The organism is Vescimonas sanitatis (genome assembly GCF_049060325.1).
Lineage (GTDB): Bacteria > Bacillota > Clostridia > Oscillospirales > Oscillospiraceae > Vescimonas > Vescimonas sanitatis.
In genome coordinates, this window is record NZ_JBMGPW010000001.1 from 190,010 (window position 1) to 211,045 (window position 21,036).

The following is a 21,036-nucleotide window of genomic DNA, read 5'->3' on the forward strand; positions in this document are numbered from 1 at the left end:
CCGAGAGGTGAGATAATGACACAGATCGCAACGGTTGAAAAGCTATTGCCCGGCGGGTATGCGGAGATATCCGTACCGCGGAAGACCGCCTGCGGCCACGACTGCGAGGAATGTGCCGGCTGCGGCATGACCGGCGCGGCTATCAAGGCCCGTGCCAAGAACGATCCCAACGCGCAGCCGGGAGAAAAGGTCGTGGTGGAAAGCAGCACGAAAAAGCTGCTGGGTGTGGTGGCGCTGGTGTATGTGCTGCCTGTGGTCGGGTTCCTGCTGGGGTATTTCCTCAGCGAAGGGCTGCTCGAGGGCTGGCGGTACGGGATCGCCGTGGCTGCGGCGGTGCTGGCATTTTTGCCCAGCGTGGCCTATGACCGCTACGCACGGCGGAAAGAGCTGCTGACCTACACCATATTACGGGTGTTCTGAGAGATGTTCGGCTATGTGCGGCCTTCGGATGACCGGCTGACGCCGGCGGACCGTGAGACGTTCCGCGCCGCCTACTGCGGGCTGTGCCACGCGCTGGGTGCGCGGTACGGCTTGGTGGGGCGGATGATCCTGAACTATGATCTGACTTTTTTGGCGATGGTGCTGTCGGACGGAGCAGGGGAAATGTGCGCCAAGCGCTGCGCGGTGCATCCGATGCGGAGACGCTGCTGCGTTGCGGGCGATCCGGCACTGGACGCGGCGGCGGACATGAGCGTGATACTGACCTACTGGCAGCTGCGGGACGGCGTGGCCGACCACGGCTTCTGGTGTGGGCTGAAGTACCGCATTGCGTCGGTGCTGTTGCGTCCGGCGTACCGAAAGGCACGGGAACGGCGGCTTCAGTTTGACGCGGGGACCAAGGCGCATCTGTCGGAGCTGGCGGCGCTGGAACGGGAGAGATGTTCCTCCCTGGATGCGCCGGCGGACGCCTTTGCACAGCTGCTGGCGTTGGCGGCGGAGGAGGTCAACGATCCGGTGCGGCGGCGGGTGACAGCGCAGCTGCTGTACCATCTGGGCCGATGGGTCTATCTGGTAGACGCGGCGGACGACCTGCGGGCGGATATAAAAAGCGGCGGGTACAACCCACTGGCCCTGCGCTTTACGCCGAAGGACGGCGCGCTGGCACCGGCCGACAGTGAAGTGCTGGCCCTGACGCTGGATGGTTCTGTCCGGGCCATGGCGGCGGCCTTTGAGCTGCTGCCGGAGACAAAGTACACACCGGTCCTGCGTGCTGCGGTGTACGAAGGACTGTATGCCGTTGGGGCGGCCGTGCTGCACGGTACGTTCCGTAAGCGGCAGAGACGAGAAGAACCTATACGAAAGGCGGACACGGACTATGCGTGATCCCTATCAAGTGTTGGGGGTGCCCAGCACCGCCACAGACGAAGAGGTGAAGAAGGCTTACCGCGACCTGGCGCGGAAGTATCACCCGGACAATTATCACGACAACCCGCTGGCTGATCTGGCGCAGGAGCGCATGAAGGAGATCAACGAGGCCTATGAGGCGGTGCAGTCCCAGCGGAAGGCCCAGCGCAGCGGCGGGTATTCTGCCTCCGGTGCGGGCTACGGCACCGGATACGGCGGGTATCAGTCGGCATATCAGGGGCCCTATCAGGGGTCCTATCAGGGGTCCTATCAGGGCAGCAGCCGCTATCAGCGGGTGCGTATGGCCATCAGCAGCGGCGATCTGAACCTGGCGGAGGAGCTGCTGAACGCCCAGACTAACCACGACGCCGAGTGGAATTTCCTCAAGGGTGCGATCTGTTATCGCCGGGGCTGGCTGGACGAGGCGCGGCGGTATTATCAGACTGCCGTTACTATGGCGCCGGACAACCCGGAGTACCAGCGGGCGCTGGATATTCTGGAGGGACGTGGTGCGGCCTACCGACCCGATGGCTATGGCAGTGTGACCACCGGCACCTGCGGAAACAGCGACTGTCTGCGCCTGTGCGGCGCCACGCTGTGCTGCAACGCGCTGGGCGTGCCCGTTTGCTTCTGCTGAATTTCTACACAACAGGGGAGGGTTTCCCTGTTCTACTAAAATGAAGGAGTTGATCCCGTGGTCAAGAGTATGACCGGTTACGGCCGCGCCCGCGAGATGCGAAGCGGCAGAGATATCACCGTGGAGGTGCGGTCCGTCAACAACCGCTATCTGGACTGCACTGTGAAGCTGCCCCGCGCCTATATTTTTGCGGAGGACGCCATCAAGACACGCGTACAGAAAGCGATCTCCCGCGGCAAGGTGGATGTGTTCGTCACCATCGACACCTCTGCGGCGGATGTGGCGGTGGTGCAGGTGAACGAAGGGCTGGCGAAAGGGTACTATGACGCGCTGATGCATCTGAAGAACAGCTTTGCGCTGTCCGGCGATGTGACGCCGGAGGTGCTGGCCAGGTTCCCAGATGTACTGACGGTCACCAAGGCGGAGGATGATGTGGAGGCTATCGCCGCCGATATCTGCGCCGTGCTGGATGATGCGCTGGCGGCCTATAACGCCATGCGTGCCGTGGAGGGTGAAAAGCTGGCGCTGGATGTGTCCTCCCGGGTGGATACCATCGAGGAGACCGTGAGCAAGGTGGAGGCGCAGTCGCCCCAGACGGTAGCGGCCTATCGCCAGCGGCTGGAAGCCAAGATGCAGGAGGTACTGCAGTCCACCACCATCGACGAGAGTCGTATCCTTACCGAGGCGGCCATTTTTGCGGATAAGGTGGCTGTGGATGAAGAAACGGTGCGCCTGCGGAGCCATATCGCCCAGTTGCGGGACATGCTGCAGAGCGGCGAGCCCGTGGGCCGAAAGCTGGATTTCCTGATCCAGGAGGTCAACCGCGAGTGCAACACCATCGGCTCCAAGTGCAACGATCTGACTGTGGCACGGGATGTGGTGAACATGAAGGCCGAGGTAGAGAAGATCCGCGAGCAGGTACAGAATATGGAGTAAGGAGGCCGGTATGCAGTTTATCAACATCGGCTTCGGCAACCTGGTGTCCGTCCAGCGGCTCATCGCCGTGGTCAGCCCGGACTCTGCCCCGGTAAAGCGCCTGGTGCAGGAATCCCGTGACCGTGGGATGCTTATTGATGCTACCTACGGCCGCAAGACGGCCTCGGTGCTCATTATGGACAGCGACCATGTGGTGCTTTCTGCCCTGGCGGCGGAGCGTCTGGCGCCGCGCCTGGGATTGTCGGTGGAAGAATTGACAGAGGAGGATGAATGACCCTTGCATAAGATAGGAAAGACCTTTATTGTCTCCGGGCCCTCCGGTGTGGGTAAAAGCACCGTGCTGCACGCCCTGTTCCAGGGCCGTGATGACCTGTATTTCTCCGTATCCGCCACTACCCGCGCGCCCCGCGAGGGTGAGCAGGACGGCGTGGATTATCACTTCATCCAGGCGGATGCCTTCCGCGATATGATCGCCGCCGATGCCTTTCTGGAGTATGCCGAGTATGTGGGCAACTTCTATGGTACGCCCAAGATGTACGTGGACGATGCCATGGCCCGGGGCAAGGACGTGATATTGGATATCGAGCGCCAGGGCGCCGTGCAGGTGTGTGCCAAGCGGCCGGAGACGGTGCGTATTTTCATCGCCCCACCCAGCTGGGATGAACTGGAGCGCCGCCTGACTGCCAGGGGGACCGATACGCCGGAGAAAATACAGAAGCGTCTGATCCGCGCCCAGGTGGAACTGGAGATGGCCGGCGACTATGACTATTTTGTGGTCAACGATACGGTAGAGAATGCCGTGAATGAGCTGCGGGCCATTATGTGCGCCGAGCACTGTAAACCAGCTGAGCGTATGTGCGCCATCCTCAGCGAAAAGTAAGTGTGTGAACCGACGCGGCCTGTCCGCGTATTTGGGCCGCCCCGCCTGGGCGCAGCCATACAAAACGAAAGGAATTGATCGTTATGTCTATGCTTTATCCCGCTATGAACAAGCTGACCGAGTACATCCCCAATCGCTACATGATGGTGAACGTGGTGGCACGCCGCGCCCGTCAGATCGCCGCCGAGGCCGAGGTCACCGGCGAGCCTCTGCCGGAGAAACCCGTGACGATGGCCATCGGCGAGGTGGCCGAGGGCAAGTACGTCAGCGACCCCGTTATCGAGGAAGACGAGGCCTGAGGTGGCGGTGATCGCCAAGGTGGCCGTACAGGCGGCTACCTACGCTATCGACAAGGCCTATGATTACCTGCTGCCGGAGGAAGTCGGCGGACAGGCAGGCTGCCGGGTGCTGGTGCCCTTCGGCCGCGGCAACCGACTCACAGAGGCGATGATCCTCTCCCTGCATCAGGCGGTGCCGGACAAGCCGCTGAAGGCGGTCCGATCCCTGCTGGATGAAGAGCCGGTCATCACGGAAAGGGAGCTGCGGCTGGCGCTGTGGATGACACGCCGGTACTTCTGCACATTTTATGACGCGCTGCGTACCGTGTTGCCTGCCGCCGTATGGTACCATTACCGGGAGACTTGGTCCCTGGCACAGCCGCCGCTGGTGCCCACACGACAGGAGGCAGCGGTATGCCGCCTTTTGCAGGATGGCCCGCTGACCACGGATAAGCTGCGTCAGGCGCTGGGCGACGATGTTGAGCCGCTGCTGCGCCGCATGGCCAAATCGGGTGCACTGCACTGCAAAAAGGAGCAGAGCCGCAAGGTACGCGACAAGGTGGTACTGTTCGCCCGTCTCGCTGTTCCTGCTGAAGAGGCGTTGGCTCTGGCCGGTAAGTCCCAGCGGCGGCGTGAGGCGGTGACATTCCTTGCCCAGAACGGCGAGACGGCACTGCACGATGTGACGTATTTCACCGGCGTATCCCGCCAGACACTGAACGCTCTGGAGAAGCTGGGGACGGTGGCGTACCGGGAGCAAGAGGAATACCGAATATCTGAAAAACAATACACTGTAAAGGCGGATAGCTTGACGTTGAATTCCCAACAGCAGCGCGTCTGTGACACGCTGCTGGCCCAGGTGCGGACGGAGACGCCCGGCGTCACGCTGTTGTGCGGCGTAACCGGCAGCGGCAAGACGGTGGTGTATATCCGGCTGGCGCAGGAACTGCTGAAAATAGGCAGATCTGTGATGATCCTGGTGCCGGAGATCGCCCTGACGCCCCAGATGATGGCGCGGTTCACCGCGTATTTCGGCCACGAGGTGGCGCTGCTGCACAGCGGTTTGCGGATGACGGAACGCTATGATCAGTTCAAGCGGCTGCGGCGGGGCGAGGCCCATATCGTGCTGGGTACCCGGTCGGCGGTGTTTGCACCGCTGGAAAATTTGGGCCTCATCATCATGGATGAGGAGCAGGAGGGGTCCTATCAATCGGAAAACGCCCCTTGTTATCATGCACGGGATGTGGCAAAATACCGCTGCGCCGCCGAGGGTGCGCGGCTGCTGCTGGGCTCTGCCACGCCCACGGTGGAGACGTTTTACCACGCGCAGCAGGGTGAGTACGATCTGCTGGAGTTGACGGAGCGTTACAACCGCCGCGCTCTGCCCGAGGTCCGCATCGCCGATCTGCGGCAGGAGCTGCGTGCCGGAAACAGCACCGTTATCAGCCGCCCACTGCAGGAGGAACTGGCAAAAAACATCGCTGCGGGGGAGCAGAGCATCCTATTCCTGAACCGCAGGGGCAGCAGCCGACAGCTGCTGTGTCCCCAGTGCGGCTATGTGCCGGAGTGCCCGCGGTGCAGTGTATACCTGACATACCACAGCGCCAATGACCGGCTGATGTGCCACTACTGCGGTTATTCACACGCTGCGCCGACGGTGTGCCCGGAGTGCGGCGGCACACTGAAGCATATCGGCTTTGGTACCCAGCGGGTAGAGGAGGAGCTGCATGAGCTGTTCCCGGGAGTCGAGGTGCTGCGGATGGATGCGGACACCGTATCCGTGGGACATGAGGCACTGCTGAAGGAATTTGAGGAGAGGCAGATCCCCATTCTGCTGGGCACCCAGATGGTGGCCAAGGGGCTGGATTTTGCCAATGTGACGCTGGTGGGTGTGCTCAGCGCCGACCTGTCCCTATATGTGGATCACTACCGGGCGGCGGAGAGGACCTTCAATCTGTTGACACAGGTGGTTGGCCGTGCGGGTCGAGGCGACAAGGCCGGGCGGGCTGTGATACAGACCTACACACCGGAGAATGATGTGATACAGGCGGCGGCCGCCCAGGACTATCAGAGGTTTTACGACGCCGAGATCGCGCTGCGCCGCCTGCGGCAGGACCCGCCCTTTGCGGATCAGTTCACCGTTACGGTGACGGGACCGGAGGAGGCGTCGGTACGTCACTCCATCGAGCTGCTGCGGCAGGGGATCGGAAATGCGGCGGAGAAGCCGCCCTACGACACGCTGGGGATACAGGTCATCGGGCCTGCGCCTGCGCCGGTGGTGAAGGTCAACGGCGTATACCGTTACCGCCTGCTGGTGCTGGGGCAGAATATCGCGCCAGTGCGGGAGCTGCTGGCGGGTTTCATGCGGGCTTTTGTCCAACGGCCGGAAAACCGGCGACTGCATATCTATACGGATTGTGACAAAATGGATTAGATCCAGGAAATATGAGGTAAGATTATGGCTTTACGAAAGATCGCGTTGGAGGGCGAGGCGTGCCTGAGCAAGGTGTGCCGCCCGGTTACAGATTTTAACAGCCGGCTGCATACGCTGCTGGACGACCTGGCAGATACACTGGCCGACTCCGGCGGCGTGGGCCTGGCCGCGCCCCAGGTGGGCGTACTGCGCCGGGTGTGCGTGGTGCTGGACGAGGAGGATCAGCTGATCGAGCTGGTGAACCCGGAGATCATCTACACCGAAGGGGAGCAGACTGGCCTGGAGGGCTGCTTGAGCGTTCCCGGGAAATACGGCGTGGTAACGCGGCCTGAGGTGGTGCGTGTCCGTGCCCAGGACCGGGACGGTCAGTGGTTCGAGGTCGAAGACGAGGGCCTGACGGCCCGGTGCTTCTGCCATGAGATCGAGCACCTGGATGGTCATCTGTTCGTGGAGCATACCGACCGGCTCATGGAGGGCGAGGAGCTGCAGAAGTGGCTGGAGGCGCACGCCGACGAGTACGAGATCGAGGAAGAAGAGGACAAGTAATGCGTATTCTGTTTATGGGAACGCCGGATTTTGCCGTGGCGTCCCTCAAACGGCTGGTGGCCGACGGACACGACATCTGCGGCGTGTTCACCCAGCCGGACAAGCCGAAGAACCGCGGCATGAAGCTGATCGCGCCGCCGGTGAAGGAATATGCTCTGACGCAGGGACTGCACGTATACCAGCCGTTGAAAATGAAGGACGGTACGGCGTTGGAGCTGGTGCGGTCCCTTGCTCCCGAGCTGATCGTGGTGGCAGCCTACGGCCGTATCCTGCCGGAGGACATCCTGAACACGCCAAAGTACGGTGCCATCAACGTACACTCCTCCATCCTGCCGAAGTACCGGGGCGCGGCGCCCATCAACTGGGCGATTCTCAACGGCGACGCTGTGACAGGCGTGTCCATTATGTATATGGCGCCGGAGCTGGATGCGGGAGATGTGATACTGTGCCGCGAGACGGCCATCGATCCGGACGAGGACGCGGTGGCGCTGACGGCGCGGCTGGCGGAGCTTGGCGCGGAAGCGCTGCATGAGGCCATCGGGCAGATCGAACGCGGCACCGTTACCCGGACGGCGCAGGATCACGCGGCGCACACCTACGCGCCCATGCTGGATAAAAGCCTCTCGCCGATGGATTTCTCCCGGTCGGCGCAGCAGCTGCACGATCAGGTGCGGGGCCTGGTGCCCTGGCCCAGTGCGTCCATGGTGCTGGCAGGCAAGCCGGTCAAGGTCCACCGCACCGCGGTAGGCGGAGAGACCTCCGCCCCGGCGGGCAGCGTGGTGGAGGCGGACAAAAACGGCCTGGCCATTGCCTGCGGCGACGGCAGGTTGCTGCGTGTTCTTGAATTGCAGGGCGAGGGCGGCAAGCGCATGGCAGCGGCGGATTATCTGCGGGGCCATCCGGTCCCGCTGGGCCTGTGACGCCCCGTGACGCGCGGGACGCGGCGCTGGAGGCGCTGCTGCAGATGGAGCGCCGGGGCGCGTGGTCTGACGGCAGCCTGAAGCGTATCGCGGCCCAGTCCGGGCTGGAGGCCCGGGACGCGGCGCTGTGTACCCGGATGACCTACGGCGTGGTGCAGAACCGGACACTGCTGGACTACTATATCGACCATTGGTGTACGCAGAAGGCCGCCCGGCTGGAACCGGTGGTGGCCTGCCTGCTGCGTTTGGGTATATATCAGATACTGTTCATGGACAAGGTGCCCGACCGGGCTGCTGTTCATGAGACGGTGGAGCTGACAAAACGCCGGGGCAAGACCCGTGCCGCGGGCATGATCAATGCGGTGCTGCGGAAATGTGCGTCAAGCAAAAACACTTTACCGCCATTGCCGCAGAATAGTTTTATTTCCAAAGCAGCGGTGCAGTACAGCCATCCCAGGTGGTTGGTGGAGCGCTTGACGGCTTTGGCCGGCGAGCAGGAGGCCGAGGCGTTCCTGCGGTTGGATAACGAGCCTGTTCCCACGGTGATACAAGCCAATCCGCTGAAGACCACGCCGGCGGAGCTGGAAAATGAGCTGCGATCGGACGGTGTCCGTCTGACGCCCCATCCCTGGCTGGAGGGCTGCTTTGAAGTCACCGGTACCGGTGATTTGGAGCGTCTGTCCGCCTTTGCGTCGGGACGCTGCACGGTGCAGGATGCCGCGGCGCGTTTGGCGGCCATTGCCGCCGGACCGAAGCCCGGCGACCGGGTGCTGGATGTGTGCGCCGCCCCTGGCGGCAAATCCTTTGCCATGGCCATGCAGATGGAGAACCGGGGCGATATCCTCTCCTGTGACATTCACCCCCACAAGCTGAAGCTCATCGAAAACGGTGCGGCACGGCTGGGGACCACTATCATCCGCACAGCGCTGGCCGATGGGCGGGAGCGTCACGCCGGCTGGGTGGAGCAGGCCGATGTGGTTCTGGCCGATGTGCCGTGCTCCGGCCTTGGCATCATCCGCAAGAAACCGGATATCCGCTGGAAGGATCCGGCGCAGCTGGCACAGCTGCCCGCCGTCCAGCTGTCGATATTGAACAACGTGTCCGCCTACGTCCGTCCCGGCGGCGTGTTGGTGTATGCCACCTGCACCGTCCTGCCGGAGGAAAACGGCGGCGTGGTGTCGGCCTTTTTGGACGTACACCCGGACTTTGCGAAAGAGGAATTTACCCTGCCCGGTATCGGAAGCTGTCCCGGTGATGTGACACTGTGGCCCCAGCGGACCGGCACCGATGGATTTTACATCTGCCGTATGCGCCGCAGGGGATAACGTCAAGGAGCGAATTGCATGACCGACATCAAATCCATGACCGAGCGTCAGCTGGCCGACTTTTTTAAGAATATGGGACAGCCGGCTTTCCGTGCCAAGCAGGTATTCACCTGGCTGCACCGTGGCGTGCGCTCCTTTGACGAGATGACCGACTTGTCCAAGCCTCTGCGTGCCCAGCTGGCCGAGACGTGCTTCATTACAGCGCCGACCGTGGCCCGGAAGCAGACCTCAAAGCTGGACGGGACCGTTAAATATTTGTGGGAGTTGGCCGACGGCAACTGCATCGAGACAGTCCTCATGCAATACCACCACGGCAACACCGTGTGTATCTCCTCTCAGGTGGGCTGCCGCATGGGCTGCGCCTTTTGCGCCAGCACCATCGCCGGCAAGGTCCGGGACCTGCGGCCCTCTGAGCTGCTGGACCAGGTGCTGTTTACCCAGCTGGACAGCGGCCTGCCTGTCTCCAACATCGTGCTCATGGGTATCGGCGAGCCGTTGGACAACATGGACAATGTGCTGCGCTTTTTGGAGCTGGTCAACAGCCCTCATGGGATGAACATCGGTATGCGGCATATCAGCCTGTCCACCTGCGGCGTAGTGCCGGGGATCGACGCGCTGGCGGATCGGCAGCTTCAATTAACGCTGTCTGTATCCCTTCACGCACCGGACAGCGAGACCCGCAGCCGCATTATGCCGGTGAACCGGGCGTATGATGTAGAGACGCTGTTTGCCGCCTGCCACAGATACTTCCAAAAGACCGGACGGCGCATCAGCTTTGAGTATGCCATGATCGACGGCGTCAACGACCACGACTGGCAGGCGGAGCTGATCGCGAAAAAGCTGAAGGGTATGCCGGGCCACGTGAACCTGATACCCCTGAACGACGTGGTGGAGAGCCCGTATAAGCCCAGCAGACGCATCGGCGCATTCCAGCAGAAGTTGGAGAGTTTGGGCGTTACCGCCACGGTCCGCAGAAGCCTGGGCGGCGATATCGACGCCTCCTGCGGCCAGCTGCGGCGGAAGGAAATGCAGGAACGCGGCCAACTGTGAGACATGGACTCTTTACGGAATAAAGGATGTGAGCGACTATGAAAATGTGGGGGATCACCAATACCGGGTTGGTGCGGAGCGAGAATCAGGACGCCTACGCCGTGTTCGAGGCCGGCGCATTCCATGCGGCCGTGGTGTGCGACGGTATGGGCGGCACCAACGGCGGACAGGTGGCCAGCGCCATCGCCGTAGCCCGGTTCGAAAAGGAGCTGCGCGACAGCCTGCGGGACGATATGGACATCCCGCAGCTGCGGCAGGCAATGCTCAGCGCTATCGCCTGCGCCAATGACGCCATCCGGCAGGAGGCGGCGCGGAACGCAGAGTACCAGCACATGGGTACCACGCTGGTGTGCGCCGTGACCCGGTCCGACATGGCCGTCATCGGCAACATTGGCGACAGCCGTGCCTATCACATCACGCCGGAGGGGATTTTCCAGATATCCCGTGACCACTCGGTGGTGGAGAATATGGTGGCCAAGGGTGACCTGACGCCGCTGGAGGCCCGAACGCACCCCAACCGCAATCTCATCACACGGGCACTTGGCCCGGATATCCACGCCAAGGCGGACGCTTTCGAACTGCCCTGGCACAAGGACGAGTTCCTGCTGCTCTGTTCCGACGGACTGGTGAACACCGTGTCGGATCAGGAGATGCTGTTTGAGGTCCTCCACGACGGGGACGTAAATGAATGTCTTGACCATTTGCTGCAAATATCGCTTCAGCGGGGCGCGCCGGACAACATCACGGCGGTGCTGCTGCTGAACGGGGAAGGGAGATGACCACATGGATCAGTATATCGGAAAAATGCTGGACGATCGCTACGAAATACTGGAGCTGATCGGCTCCGGCGGTATGGCCAATGTCTATAAGGCCCGGTGCCACCGGCTGAATCGCCTTGTGGCCATAAAGATACTGAAAAGCGACCTGGCGGACAACGCGGATTTCCGCCGCCGGTTCCACGATGAGTCCCAGGCGGTAGCGCAGCTGAGCCACGCCAACATCGTGTCGGTGTATGACGTATCCACCAATCCGGACCGGGAATACATCGTCATGGAGCTGATCGATGGCATCACGCTGAAGCAGTATATGGAGCGCCGTGGCCGCATGGACTGGCGGGAGTCGCTGCATTTCATCACCCAGATCATGCGTGGCCTGAGCCACGCCCACAGCCGCGGCATCATCCACCGTGATATCAAGCCCCAGAACATCATGGTCCTGCGGGACGGCAGCGTGAAGGTGGCTGATTTCGGCATTGCCTGCCTTGCCAACCAGGGGCAGACACTGACCCAGGAGGCGCTTGGCTCAGTGCACTACATCTCGCCGGAGCAGGCCCGGGGCGACCGTATCGACGCGCGCTCGGATATCTATTCCGCCGGTGTTGTGCTGTATGAGATGCTCACCGGACGCCTGCCCTTTGAGGGCGACAGCGCCGTATCCGTGGCCATCCAGCACCTGAGCTCCGTGCCTCTGGCGCCCCGGGATATCGATCCCAGTATCCCCGAGCCGCTGGAGCTGATCTGCATGAAGGCTATGAACAGCGACCCCAACAAGCGCTACGCCTCGGCGGACGCCATGATCGAGGATCTGGAGAAGTTCCGCCGGGACCCCTCTGTGGATATGGACTATATCCGGCAGGAGCTGACTGCCCCTGCCGCGGATACCGAGCCTACCATGCCCCTGCCCACGGCGCAGGTGGCCTCCGCCGTAAAAAAGCACACCGGCGAGCTGCGCCGGGAGCGCGAGGCGGAAGAGGAGCCGCCCCGCCGGGATAAGAAGTCTATTGCTATCATCGCCGGGATCTTTGCCGCGGCGGTGCTGCTGGTTGTGCTGCTGTTCAAGCTGATACTGGGCGATTTCGGCCCTGCCGGCAGCAACAAGAGCTACCCTGTGCCCGATATCCGCGGCAAGACTGTGGAGGAGGCCCAGGAGATGGAGGGCGTAAAGGATATCTTCCTGATCGAGGTACAGGGTACCCGCACTACGGAGGAATACCAGCCGGGGCAGATCGTCGAGCAGGATCCCGCTGCCGGCCGCACCCGAAAGAGCAATCTGGTCATTCAGGTCTATGTGGCCGCTGAGCCGGAGAAGGTGCCGATGAAGGACCTGGTGGGCATGGAGTACCGGCAGGCGCGCGTGCTTCTGACCGATATGGGTCTGGATCTGAAGATCACCACGGAAACCGTGTCCTCCGACAAATACGGCGCGGACGCCGTGATCGAGACAGTCCCTGCCGCCGACGAACCGCTGGTGGCCGGACAGACGGTGATCCTGCGGGTCAGCACCGGGCCGGAAACGGTGACGGTGCCTACCTTCACCGGTCAGGATATCGCCAACGCAGTGCAGAATGCTCAGGACCTGGGCCTTACCGTGGGCGAGATCACCTATGACACATTCAGCTTTGCGCCCCAGGGTCAGGTGATCGAGCAGAGCATCAAGCCCACCAGCGAGGTTCCCGGCGGTACAAAAATCAGCTTTACCGTCAGCGGGCAGAAGAACAGCGACGACGCCACAGCGGCCCGGGTGGTGGAGTTTACCATGCCCAGCGATATGGAGGGTATGATCAAGGTGGAGTTCGAGCAGGACAGCGTGACTCTGGACAGCCAGTACATCAACGCCTCCATGGGGACGGTGACATATACCTTCACCGGCAAGACTGGGACCAGTTCTAACGTCTGTGCCGTCTTTACCAGCATGAACACCGGGGCCACCAAGGTCTCCGCTATTCAGGAGATACGCTTTTGAGCCGGGGCCGCATCGAGAAGGCACTCAGCGGTTTTTACTATGTAAATACCGGAGCCGAGACGCTGCAATGCCGCGCCCGTGGAAAGTTCCGCCGGGAGGGCATGAGCCCGCTGGTGGGCGACTGGGTCCAGGTCCGTGACCTGGGCGGGGGCGAGGGCTTTGTGGAGGCTGTGGAGCCGCGCCGCAATGTGTTTTCCCGTCCCGCCGCCGCCAATATCGATCAGCTGGTCATCCTGGCCTCCGCCGCCATCCCTGTGACGGAGCCGTATCTCATTGACCGCATTGCCGCCATCGCCGCCCTGAAGGGCTGTCAGGTGCTGCTGTGTCTGAACAAGTGCGATCTGAACACGGCGGACGAGCTGTATGACATCTATAGTCATTCCGCCCTGCCGGTGCTGCGTATCAGCGCCGAGACAGGGGAGGGACTGGAGACGCTTCGCGCCGCCATCGCCGGAAAGCTGAATGCCTTTACCGGGAACTCCGGCGTGGGGAAGTCCAGCGTGCTGAATCGGCTGCTGCCGGAATTGCATTTGCCGGTGGGCGAGGTCAGCAAGGCCCTTGGCCGCGGCCGCCATACCACGCGCCATGTGGAGCTGTTTGCTCTGGGCGGCGGCACCTATGTGATCGACACACCGGGTTTTTCCTCCTTTGATACAGAGGAAATGGACCTGGAACTGAAGGCGCGCCTGCCGGAGACGTTCCCAGAATTTGCGCCCTATGTGGACCAGTGCCGCTTTACCGGCTGCACCCACACAAAGGAAAAGGGCTGCCGTGTGCTGCAGGCTGTGCAGGACGGCGATATCCCTGCCAGCCGCCACAGGAGCTACCTGCGGCTCTATGATGAACTGAAGGACCTGCGGGCCTGGCAGAAGAAGTGAAAAAGCGGAGTGCGATGCACTCCGCTTTTTGCGTTTCATATACTGGAGCAGGGGGAGGGATATACGGTGCGAAGATGGGGCGGCTGCTGCTGGTTGGGCATTTGTGCGCTGGGATTGGGACTGGGTATCCTGATCGCGGCGGTGTTCCCGGTGGGCTGCTTAATGTTCCTGGTGTCGTTTTTGCTGATCGCCTGCGGCATCGCGTGTTTGAGGGACAGGAGGTGAAGGCATGAGGATCATCGTCTGGCGGGCGCCCCGTGGGATGCGGGGACTGCTGCGCCGGCTGTTCGGCGTGGCGGCATAACCGCCGGAGTTCACACATAGAATGGTCACAAACCATAGGAATGTGAGGGCTGGAACGATGGAATGTGGCTTGCAATGGAAAGATATCACCTGCTGGGATGAGGTGCCCCGGCTGACGCTGACCCATGAGGAGACGCTGGAGGCAGCCATCCCCGATTACTGCCCGGACATGGGGCGTGTGGTGGAGGCCTCGGGCACACTGTGTCTGCGGTCCATCACCGCCCGCAGCGGCAATCTGGAACTGAAGGGTACTGTTCGGGTCACGGTGCTGTATACATCAGAGGAGAGCGTGGGACTGCGGAGCCTGACCCAGGCGGTGCCCTTTGTCTGCACGGCGGAGAACCGTCCCCTGGCGGTCTGCCAGGTGCTGTGGGCCGCCGGAAGGCTACTGCTGTGCGAGGCCCAGGCACTGACGCCCCGCCGTTTGTCCCTGCGTCTGATGCCGGAGTGGACGGTCTGCGGCTATACCTGCACCACCGTACAGCTGTGCTGCGGCGTGGAGGAGGACCCCGCCCTGCGGCTGCGCCGCCGGGAGCATGAGCTGTACATGACCGCCGCCATGGCGGAGCGTGAGTGTGCCGTCGCCGGTGAGGTCACGGTACCGGCCGGCCAGCCGGCACCGGAGGACCTGCTCATCTGCCGCCTGTACCCCCAGGTCGCCTCCTGCCAGCTGGTGGGCGCCAAGCTGCTGGTAAAGGGCGAACTGACCCTCTGTGCCCTGTATCGCTGCCAGCAGCAGAAGCTGCATACATACACCGCCGCTGTGCCCTTCTCCCAGATCGTGGACAGCCCGGCCGGCGGTGAGGAGGGGGATGTTGCCGCCCGGGTGCAGCTGATCTGTGGCGAGGCGCGTCTGCTGCGGACCGAGGAGAGCAGCGGATTCTCCGTCTCGGCGGAGCTTCGGCTGCTGCTGCGTATCACGCGTAAGGAGACGGTATCCTGCGTTACGGATCTGTACAGCACCCACTGCGGCACCAAGCTGGAAACGACAGAACGGTCCCTGCCCCTGGCGCCGGAGCGCCCCGTGCGGCAGGAGGCGGTCCAGCATCTGGATTTCGGCCGTCAGCGGCCCTTCGTGTTCGTTACGGATACCGCCTGCGCGCCCTCCGCCGGAGAAGACGGTACGCCCTGCGCCGACGTGCGTATGCGTCTGCTGTATCTGGACGAGGAGGATGCCCCGGCCGTCACCGAAAAAATGGCGCAGCTGCCGCTGGGAGAGGGAGAGGTCTGTACCCTGTGCGGCGCACCGGAGGTAGCCTTCACCGGCAGCGGTTGTGATCTGCGGCAGGCGGTGGCGGTATCGCCCGCCGCCGCGCCCCGTGAAACGCTGTCAACCGTCAGTGCGGTGCAGTGTCTGCCTGAGCAGGAAAATGCCCGCCGGCCATCTCTGGTCATGCGCCGTCTGGCGCCGGGAGAGACTCTGTGGGATGCGGCAAAGCAGTACCGCACCGACGAGGAGCTGATTCGCGCGGTGAACCAGTTGGAGGAGGGAACGGTACCGGATAAAATGCTGCTGATCCCCCGCGTTCGGTAAATTTTCGTTGACTTTCCGCCGCCGTTTGGGTAGAATTGATCCTGCGAGTACGCTGGATAGTCGCGGGGGCAGGGCGAAAGCCCGTCCATGAGGAAAGTCCGGGCTCCACAGGGCAAGGATAGCGGGTAACGCCCGCCGAAGGCGACTTCAGGAAAAGTGCAACAGAGATATACCGCCCGTCGGCTTTGCGTCGATGAGGTAAGGGTGGAAAGGCGAGGTAAGAGCTCACCCGACGGCGTGTGAAAGCGACCGTCGCTGTAAACTCTATCCGGAGCAACACCGGTATGGGAGCATAGGCCGGCCCGGCTGCTCCCGAGGTGGCTTGAGCGTACCGGCGACGGCACGCGTAGATAGATGACTATCAAAACAGAACCCGGCTTATAGGCATACTCGCACGATATGAAAGCCCCCACGCGAAGGCGTGGGGGCTTTCTTTCCATCTGTTAAATTTCGGAATAGCGGGACAGGAACTGCTTAGTGCGCTCCTGCCGTGGGTGGTCGATGACCTCCCGCGCCGCGCCCTGCTCCACAATCACGCCGCCATCCATGAAGATGACCTGATCCGCCACGTCTCTGGCAAACGCCATCTCGTGGGTGACGATGATCATGGTGGTGTGCTGCTGGGCGAGACCGCGTATCACCCGGAGCACCTCGCCGGTCAGCTCCGGGTCGAGGGCGGAGGTCGGCTCGTCGAAGCAGAGAATGTCGGGCTTCATCGCCAGTGCGCGGGCAATCGCCACGCGCTGCTGCTGCCCGCCGGACAGCTGGTGGGGGTAGTTGCTCATGCGGTCAGCCAGACCGATGTCCGCCAAAAGCCGTTTGCCTTCGGCAAGGATGTCGTCGTGACTCTCTCCGGTTTTCTCCGACTTAGCCATCAACTCACGCGCCAGCGTCACGTTTTCCAAGGCGGTGTACTGGGGAAAGAGGTTAAAGCTCTGGAATACCATGCCGAAGTGGAGACGCTTTTTACGGATCTCGCTCTCGGAAAGGGTGGCGGGGTCGTCGGCGTCGAAGAGCTTTTCACCGCGTACGGTGATCACGCCCTTATCCGGCGTTTCCAGAAAATTCAGGCAGCGCAGCAACGTGGTTTTGCCGCTGCCGGAGGAGCCGATGATGGACAGAGCCTGCCCCTCCTCCAGAGAGAAGCTGATGTCCTCCAGCACGTGGGTGTCGCCAAAGTGCTTTTCGATGTGCTGTACGTCTAAGATCGCCATGTGCGGCACCTCCTTAGCGGAAATAACTGAGCTTGCGCTCGGCGTAGTTGAACAGCAGTGTCAGAACGCCTACCAGAGCCAGATAGAACACAGCCGTGTAGAACAGCGGCCATGTGATACCGGAGGACTTCATGTAGGACTCGCCGGTCATGATCAGCTCCATGATGGCGATGGTCTTGGCGAGGGAGGTGTCCTTCACCAGCGTGATGACCTCATTGGACATGGGGGGCAGGATGCGCTTGACCATTTGCAACAGCGTGATCTTAAAAAAAATCTGGCTTTTCGTCATGCCCAGCACCTGTCCCGCCTCCTGCTGCCCCACGGGGACGCTCTCGATGCCGCCCCGGTAGATCACGGCGAAGTAGCAGGCATAGTTGATGACGAAGGCGATGACGCACGCCGCCATACGGGGGTCGCTGAAGCTCGCCCAGATATTGTTGTTGAACCATTTGCCGGGACCGTAGAAGATGATGATAAGCTGGAGCATCAGCGGCGTGCCACGGATGATCCAGACAATCACGTTAAAAAGCCAGCTTACCGGCTTGCAGCGGCTGCGTAGGGCAAAGGCGATCAAAAGCCCCAGAGGAAGGGAGAACAGCAACGTCAGAAAGAACAGCTTCAGCAGCTGTCCCATGCCGCCTAACAGGGAGAGGGTGACAGTCCAGAACATGAAAAAACTCCTTCGTGGTTACTTCGCGGGGAGGGGAAACCCTTTACGAATATTCCGCCCAAAGGCAGAGGACGCTGTACGCCCTCTGCCATGGGTAAGTATCATATCACAAATCAGACGGTTTGGCAACTCACTTGGTAATGACCACCTGTGCGTTGTTGCAGTAAGCGTTGCTGCACTCCATGGCGTTCATCACGGCGTCGGTCAAAGTCATGCCGTTCCACACGCAGTCGATGGTCTTGCCGTCCAGCTCCTCGATCTTGGTGTCCCAGTTGATGACCTGGAACTCAACCTCCACGCCCAGCTTCTCGGCGACCAGCTTCGCCATGTCCGCATCGAAGCCGATCCACTGCCCGTTGGCGTCCTGATAGTCCATAGGCTCAAACTCGGTGATACCGACGATCAGCTTGCCCTTGTCCTTGATGTACTGTACATCGCTGTCACTCTCGGAGGCGGTGTACTCACAGGGGGACTGCTCCACCAGAGACTCCTGCACACCGTAGGTAGTGGCGACCTCCTGCATCTTGCCGCTGGCGTAGGTCTCCGCCAGAACGCTATTGATGAAGGACGCCAGATCGCTGCCCTTGCGGCAGCCGATGCCGTACAGCTCAGAGGTCAGCTTCTGATCCGTGACCTTCAGATTGGGGTAGCTGGTGTTCTCGCCCACCATGGCACCTGCCATCAGCAGGTCAATGATCGCGGCGTCGGCGGTGCCGGCGTCCGCCTCCATCAGAGCCTTTGCCTGAGTGTCCACGGACACGGTCTTAAAGCCCTTCTCGGCGGCGGCAGCCTCACCGGCGGAGCCGGCTTCCACTGCGTAGGTCAGCTCCTTGGTGTCGGAATTGGCGTCGTCCTTGGTGTCGTTCTTCTGCCCGCAGGCCGCCAGACTCAGAGTCATGACCAACGCCAGCAGCATGGCAACAAATTTCTTCATGGGATGTTCCTCCGTTTTCTGCGGCTCTGTTCACCGCTTGATTTACTACGCTATCATATTAGCACTTTAGAACGATAGTGTAAAGAAGTAAAACGTCCGACATTTACACAAATTTTCCTTCCGGATTTGTGCAATATGACAGCTGTGCTCTGCCACAGGGGATTTTCCGGGTTTCCGAAGGAAAAAGCTAATTGAAAATCCCGCCGATTGCGGTATAATATATTAGTTAAATAAAAAATTTGGGGAGGGAGACACCTATGACCCTGCGGGAATATGTGGACTCTATTAGAAATAAGCTTGTGGCGGTCATCGGCATCGGCGTCAGCAACACGCCGCTGCTGAAGCTGCTTGCGGCGGAAGGGCTGCGCGTTGCCGCCTGCGATAAGCGTACCCGCGAGCAGATGGGGCAGCAGGCCGAAGACCTGGAGCGTCTTGGCTGCGAGCTGCACCTGGGTCCGGATTATTTGAAGGATCTGGAGGCGGACGTGATCTTCCGCACACCGGGGCTGCGCCCGGATGTGCCGGAGATATCGGCCTGTGTTCAAAAAGGCGCCGTTTTGACCAGTGAAATGGAGGTTTTCTTCCGGATCTGCCCGTGTCCGATCATCGCTGTCACCGGCTCTGACGGAAAGACGACGACCACCACCATCATTGCCGAGCTGCTGAAAAAGGCCGGAAAGCGTGTGTGGGTGGGCGGCAATATCGGCCACCCGCTGCTGTGCGAGGCGGACGGAATGCTGAGCACGGATTTTGCGGTGTTGGAGCTGTCCAGCTTCCAGCTGATGACCATGACGCAGAGTCCGCACATTGCGGTCGTCACCAATCTGGCGCCCAACCATCTGGATGTGCACCGGGACATGGCGGAGTATGTGGCGGCCAAGGAGAATATTTTTACCCATCAGAGTCGGGAGGACATTGCCATTTTTAATGCGGATAATGCCATCACAGCAGAGCAGTCCACCCGCGCGCCCGGCCGCGCCCGCCTCTTCAGCAGGCAGGGTGAGGTTGCCGACGGCGTGTTCCTGCGGGGCGAGGACGTTGTCTGCCGCAGCGGAGGGCACGAGCGGGTCGTTATGACCGCCGGGGACATCAAAATTCCCGGCGTACACAACGTGGAGAACTACATGGCGGCCATCGCCGCCGTGGACGGCCTGGTGCCGGACCAGGTCATCCGGACCTTTGCCCGGGAATTCGGCGGTGTGGAGCACCGCATCGAGCTGGTACGAACCTATAAGGGCGTGCGGTATTATAATGACTCCATTGCCTCCAGTCCCTCCCGTGCCATCGCGGGGCTGCGGTCGTTCAGCGAGAAGGTAATCATGATCGCCGGCGGCTATGACAAACACATTCCCTTTGATGTGCTGGGGCCGGAGATCGTGGCGCATGTGAAGTTGCTGGTGCTCTGCGGTGCCACAGCGGATAAAATACGCGCCGCCGTGGAGAATGCGTCGGGGTACCGGCCCGGCCACCCGGAGATCATCGACGCCGCGCCTCTGGCAGCGGCGGTGCAGGCCGCCCGCGATCGGGCACAGCCCGGTGATGTGGTGACGCTGTCGCCGGCCTGTGCATCTTTTGACCAATTCAAGAACTTTGCCGAGCGCGGCGACTTTTTCAAAGCCATCGTGAACGGCTGGGAGGAATGAGGAAAAGCCGTGGTGTCATAGACTTCCGTAGTAAGCGCGTCATACAGCGCGTCTATGGGAGGTGACGGCATGGGCCGGCTGCGGTATATACGATTGACCCGGCGGCAGCGGGTGCGTGTGTGGCTGGCGATCATCCTGCTGGCGCTGACGGCGCTGCTGGCGGCGATCCTGCTGCACCTGCGGCCCATGCTGGAAAATCTGGCAACAGCCCGGTGCGCCAATACTGTCAGCCGCATCGTGGTGGCGGCGGTGAACGACGCCGTGGAAAACGGCTGGATGGAATACGACCGGCTGGTAAAGTTCGACAAGGACAGCGACGGCCGCGTGACGGCGCTGAGCAGCAATATGGCGGAGTTCAACCGCCTGCAGACCGCGGTGGCGGATGACGTACTGGCGCGGCTGAGTCAGGTATCCGCCAGTGAACTGGCGGTGCCGCTGGGCACACTGACCGGTTCGCCGTTGCTGGCGGGCCGAGGGCCGAAGCTGACGGTAAAAATGGAGACCATCGGCACGGCTACCGCCAAATTCCGGGATAAATTCACGGCGGCGGGCATCAACCAGACAAAGCACCAGATCCTGCTGGATGTAGACGTACGCGTGAGTATCCTGCTGCCGGGGATCACCACCTACACAAAAGTGAGCAACGAGATATCCGTGGCGGAGACGGTGATCGTGGGCGGCGTGCCCCAGACGTACACCTATTTCAGCACCACGGAGGATAAGATCGAGGATTACGCCGACGAGTACATTATGAACAATGGATGAGGG

The 21,036-nt window shown here is 61.5% G+C and carries 22 protein-coding genes and 1 other RNA gene; 20 read left to right on the forward strand and 3 right to left on the reverse strand.

What is annotated here, in order from left to right; translation table 11 throughout:
- Nucleotides 1–15: 15 nt before the first annotated feature.
- The 18 genes from ACOMDU_RS01035 to rnpB all read left to right on the forward strand — a co-directional run bounded on the left by ACOMDU_RS01035 (nucleotide 16) and on the right by rnpB (nucleotide 16,204).
- Nucleotides 16–420 (forward strand): SoxR reducing system RseC family protein, encoded by a 405-nt coding sequence (locus tag ACOMDU_RS01035; protein WP_421128638.1) that lies wholly within the window; start codon nucleotides 16–18, stop codon nucleotides 418–420.
- Between the two features lie 3 nt (nucleotides 421–423).
- Complete coding sequence (locus ACOMDU_RS01040; RefSeq protein ID WP_421128639.1) at nucleotides 424–1,323, forward strand: DUF5685 family protein; 900 nt, start codon at nucleotides 424–426, stop codon at nucleotides 1,321–1,323.
- Nucleotides 1,316–1,981, forward strand: a complete 666-nt coding sequence (locus tag ACOMDU_RS01045) for a J domain-containing protein (RefSeq protein ID WP_421128640.1) — start codon at nucleotides 1,316–1,318, stop codon at nucleotides 1,979–1,981. Before ACOMDU_RS01040 ends, ACOMDU_RS01045 begins: the two co-directional genes overlap by 8 nt.
- A 57-nt stretch (nucleotides 1,982–2,038) precedes the next feature.
- Complete coding sequence (locus ACOMDU_RS01050) at nucleotides 2,039–2,917, forward strand: YicC/YloC family endoribonuclease (RefSeq protein WP_421128641.1); 879 nt, start codon at nucleotides 2,039–2,041, stop codon at nucleotides 2,915–2,917.
- Nucleotides 2,918–2,927: 10 nt separating this feature from the next.
- On the forward strand, nucleotides 2,928–3,191 hold the full coding sequence (locus ACOMDU_RS01055; RefSeq protein WP_022135892.1) for a DUF370 domain-containing protein: 264 nt from the start codon (nucleotides 2,928–2,930) through the stop codon (nucleotides 3,189–3,191).
- A 3-nt stretch (nucleotides 3,192–3,194) separates the two neighbouring features.
- On the forward strand, nucleotides 3,195–3,797 hold the full coding sequence (gene gmk / locus ACOMDU_RS01060) for a guanylate kinase (RefSeq protein WP_022135893.1): 603 nt from the start codon (nucleotides 3,195–3,197) through the stop codon (nucleotides 3,795–3,797).
- Between the two features lie 83 nt (nucleotides 3,798–3,880).
- A complete protein-coding gene (rpoZ, locus tag ACOMDU_RS01065; protein WP_022135894.1) occupies nucleotides 3,881–4,096 on the forward strand; it encodes a DNA-directed RNA polymerase subunit omega in 216 nt (71 codons plus the stop codon).
- Between the two features lies 1 nt (nucleotide 4,097).
- A complete protein-coding gene (gene priA / locus ACOMDU_RS01070; RefSeq protein WP_421128642.1) occupies nucleotides 4,098–6,509 on the forward strand; it encodes a replication restart helicase PriA in 2,412 nt (803 codons plus the stop codon).
- A 24-nt stretch (nucleotides 6,510–6,533) separates the two neighbouring features.
- A complete protein-coding gene (gene def, locus ACOMDU_RS01075; protein WP_421128643.1) occupies nucleotides 6,534–7,055 on the forward strand; it encodes a peptide deformylase in 522 nt (173 codons plus the stop codon).
- Entirely contained in the window at nucleotides 7,055–7,975 is a 921-nt protein-coding gene (gene fmt, locus ACOMDU_RS01080; protein ID WP_421128644.1) for a methionyl-tRNA formyltransferase, read from the forward strand. Before def ends, fmt begins: the two co-directional genes overlap by 1 nt.
- Nucleotides 7,972–9,300 (forward strand): 16S rRNA (cytosine(967)-C(5))-methyltransferase RsmB, encoded by a 1,329-nt coding sequence (rsmB, locus tag ACOMDU_RS01085; protein WP_421128645.1) that lies wholly within the window; start codon nucleotides 7,972–7,974, stop codon nucleotides 9,298–9,300. The genes fmt and rsmB overlap by 4 nt, the downstream gene beginning before the upstream one ends.
- An 18-nt stretch (nucleotides 9,301–9,318) precedes the next feature.
- The gene (gene rlmN, locus ACOMDU_RS01090; protein WP_022135899.1) at nucleotides 9,319–10,350 is read left to right on the forward strand and encodes a dual-specificity RNA methyltransferase RlmN; all 1,032 of its coding nucleotides are present in this window, start codon (nucleotides 9,319–9,321) and stop codon (nucleotides 10,348–10,350) included.
- A 38-nt stretch (nucleotides 10,351–10,388) separates the two neighbouring features.
- On the forward strand, nucleotides 10,389–11,129 hold the full coding sequence (locus ACOMDU_RS01095) for a Stp1/IreP family PP2C-type Ser/Thr phosphatase (RefSeq protein ID WP_421128646.1): 741 nt from the start codon (nucleotides 10,389–10,391) through the stop codon (nucleotides 11,127–11,129).
- Between the two features lie 4 nt (nucleotides 11,130–11,133).
- On the forward strand, nucleotides 11,134–13,092 hold the full coding sequence (gene pknB, locus ACOMDU_RS01100; protein ID WP_421128647.1) for a Stk1 family PASTA domain-containing Ser/Thr kinase: 1,959 nt from the start codon (nucleotides 11,134–11,136) through the stop codon (nucleotides 13,090–13,092).
- On the forward strand, nucleotides 13,089–13,970 hold the full coding sequence (rsgA, locus tag ACOMDU_RS01105) for a ribosome small subunit-dependent GTPase A (protein ID WP_421128648.1): 882 nt from the start codon (nucleotides 13,089–13,091) through the stop codon (nucleotides 13,968–13,970). The genes pknB and rsgA overlap by 4 nt, the downstream gene beginning before the upstream one ends.
- Nucleotides 13,971–14,036: 66 nt before the next feature.
- Nucleotides 14,037–14,195, forward strand: coding sequence for a hypothetical protein (locus tag ACOMDU_RS01110; protein WP_022135903.1), 159 nt, complete (start codon nucleotides 14,037–14,039; stop codon nucleotides 14,193–14,195).
- A gap of 148 nt (nucleotides 14,196–14,343) precedes the next feature.
- The gene (locus ACOMDU_RS01115; protein WP_421128649.1) at nucleotides 14,344–15,807 is read left to right on the forward strand and encodes a DUF3794 and LysM peptidoglycan-binding domain-containing protein; all 1,464 of its coding nucleotides are present in this window, start codon (nucleotides 14,344–14,346) and stop codon (nucleotides 15,805–15,807) included.
- A gap of 44 nt (nucleotides 15,808–15,851) precedes the next feature.
- Nucleotides 15,852–16,204: RNase P RNA component class A (rnpB, locus tag ACOMDU_RS01120), an RNA gene on the forward strand.
- Nucleotides 16,205–16,250: 46 nt separating this feature from the next.
- Here the strand turns inward: rnpB and ACOMDU_RS01125 are convergent.
- The 3 genes from ACOMDU_RS01125 to ACOMDU_RS01135 form a co-directional block, all read right to left on the reverse strand.
- On the reverse strand, nucleotides 16,251–17,021 hold the full coding sequence (locus ACOMDU_RS01125) for an amino acid ABC transporter ATP-binding protein (protein ID WP_421128650.1): 771 nt from the start codon (nucleotides 17,019–17,021) through the stop codon (nucleotides 16,251–16,253).
- Between the two features lie 13 nt (nucleotides 17,022–17,034).
- Nucleotides 17,035–17,691: an amino acid ABC transporter permease gene (locus tag ACOMDU_RS01130; RefSeq protein WP_421128651.1), complete on the reverse strand. Its 657-nt coding sequence runs from the start codon at nucleotides 17,689–17,691 to the stop codon at nucleotides 17,035–17,037.
- A gap of 130 nt (nucleotides 17,692–17,821) precedes the next feature.
- Complete coding sequence (locus ACOMDU_RS01135) at nucleotides 17,822–18,625, reverse strand: transporter substrate-binding domain-containing protein (RefSeq protein WP_421128652.1); 804 nt, start codon at nucleotides 18,623–18,625, stop codon at nucleotides 17,822–17,824.
- A 257-nt stretch (nucleotides 18,626–18,882) separates the two neighbouring features.
- On the opposite strand from ACOMDU_RS01135, the gene murD reads away from it, so the two are divergent.
- Both murD and yunB read left to right on the forward strand, forming a co-directional pair.
- Complete coding sequence (gene murD / locus ACOMDU_RS01140) at nucleotides 18,883–20,268, forward strand: UDP-N-acetylmuramoyl-L-alanine--D-glutamate ligase (protein WP_421128653.1); 1,386 nt, start codon at nucleotides 18,883–18,885, stop codon at nucleotides 20,266–20,268.
- 69 nt (nucleotides 20,269–20,337) lie between these two features.
- Entirely contained in the window at nucleotides 20,338–21,033 is a 696-nt protein-coding gene (yunB, locus tag ACOMDU_RS01145; protein WP_421128654.1) for a sporulation protein YunB, read from the forward strand.
- The last annotated feature ends 3 nt before the right edge of the window (nucleotides 21,034–21,036 follow it).

Excerpts from the sequence above, each read along its gene's own strand:
- ACOMDU_RS01035 (WP_421128638.1), top strand. The coding sequence starts at position 16 with ATGACACAGATCGCAACGGTTGAAAAGCTATTGCCCGGCGGGTATGCG.
- ACOMDU_RS01040 (WP_421128639.1), top strand. The coding sequence starts at position 424 with ATGTTCGGCTATGTGCGGCCTTCGGATGACCGGCTGACGCCGGCGGAC.
- ACOMDU_RS01045 (WP_421128640.1), top strand. The coding sequence starts at position 1,316 with ATGCGTGATCCCTATCAAGTGTTGGGGGTGCCCAGCACCGCCACAGAC.
- ACOMDU_RS01055 (WP_022135892.1), top strand. The coding sequence starts at position 2,928 with ATGCAGTTTATCAACATCGGCTTCGGCAACCTGGTGTCCGTCCAGCGG.
- rpoZ (WP_022135894.1), top strand. The coding sequence starts at position 3,881 with ATGTCTATGCTTTATCCCGCTATGAACAAGCTGACCGAGTACATCCCC.
- def (WP_421128643.1), top strand. The coding sequence starts at position 6,534 with ATGGCTTTACGAAAGATCGCGTTGGAGGGCGAGGCGTGCCTGAGCAAG.
- fmt (WP_421128644.1), top strand. The coding sequence starts at position 7,055 with ATGCGTATTCTGTTTATGGGAACGCCGGATTTTGCCGTGGCGTCCCTC.
- rlmN (WP_022135899.1), top strand. The coding sequence starts at position 9,319 with ATGACCGACATCAAATCCATGACCGAGCGTCAGCTGGCCGACTTTTTT.
- ACOMDU_RS01095 (WP_421128646.1), top strand. The coding sequence starts at position 10,389 with ATGAAAATGTGGGGGATCACCAATACCGGGTTGGTGCGGAGCGAGAAT.
- pknB (WP_421128647.1), top strand. The coding sequence starts at position 11,134 with ATGGATCAGTATATCGGAAAAATGCTGGACGATCGCTACGAAATACTG.
- ACOMDU_RS01125 (WP_421128650.1), bottom strand. The coding sequence starts at position 17,021 with ATGGCGATCTTAGACGTACAGCACATCGAAAAGCACTTTGGCGACACC.
- ACOMDU_RS01130 (WP_421128651.1), bottom strand. The coding sequence starts at position 17,691 with ATGTTCTGGACTGTCACCCTCTCCCTGTTAGGCGGCATGGGACAGCTG.
- ACOMDU_RS01135 (WP_421128652.1), bottom strand. The coding sequence starts at position 18,625 with ATGAAGAAATTTGTTGCCATGCTGCTGGCGTTGGTCATGACTCTGAGT.
- murD (WP_421128653.1), top strand. The coding sequence starts at position 18,883 with ATGACCCTGCGGGAATATGTGGACTCTATTAGAAATAAGCTTGTGGCG.
- yunB (WP_421128654.1), top strand. The coding sequence starts at position 20,338 with ATGGGCCGGCTGCGGTATATACGATTGACCCGGCGGCAGCGGGTGCGT.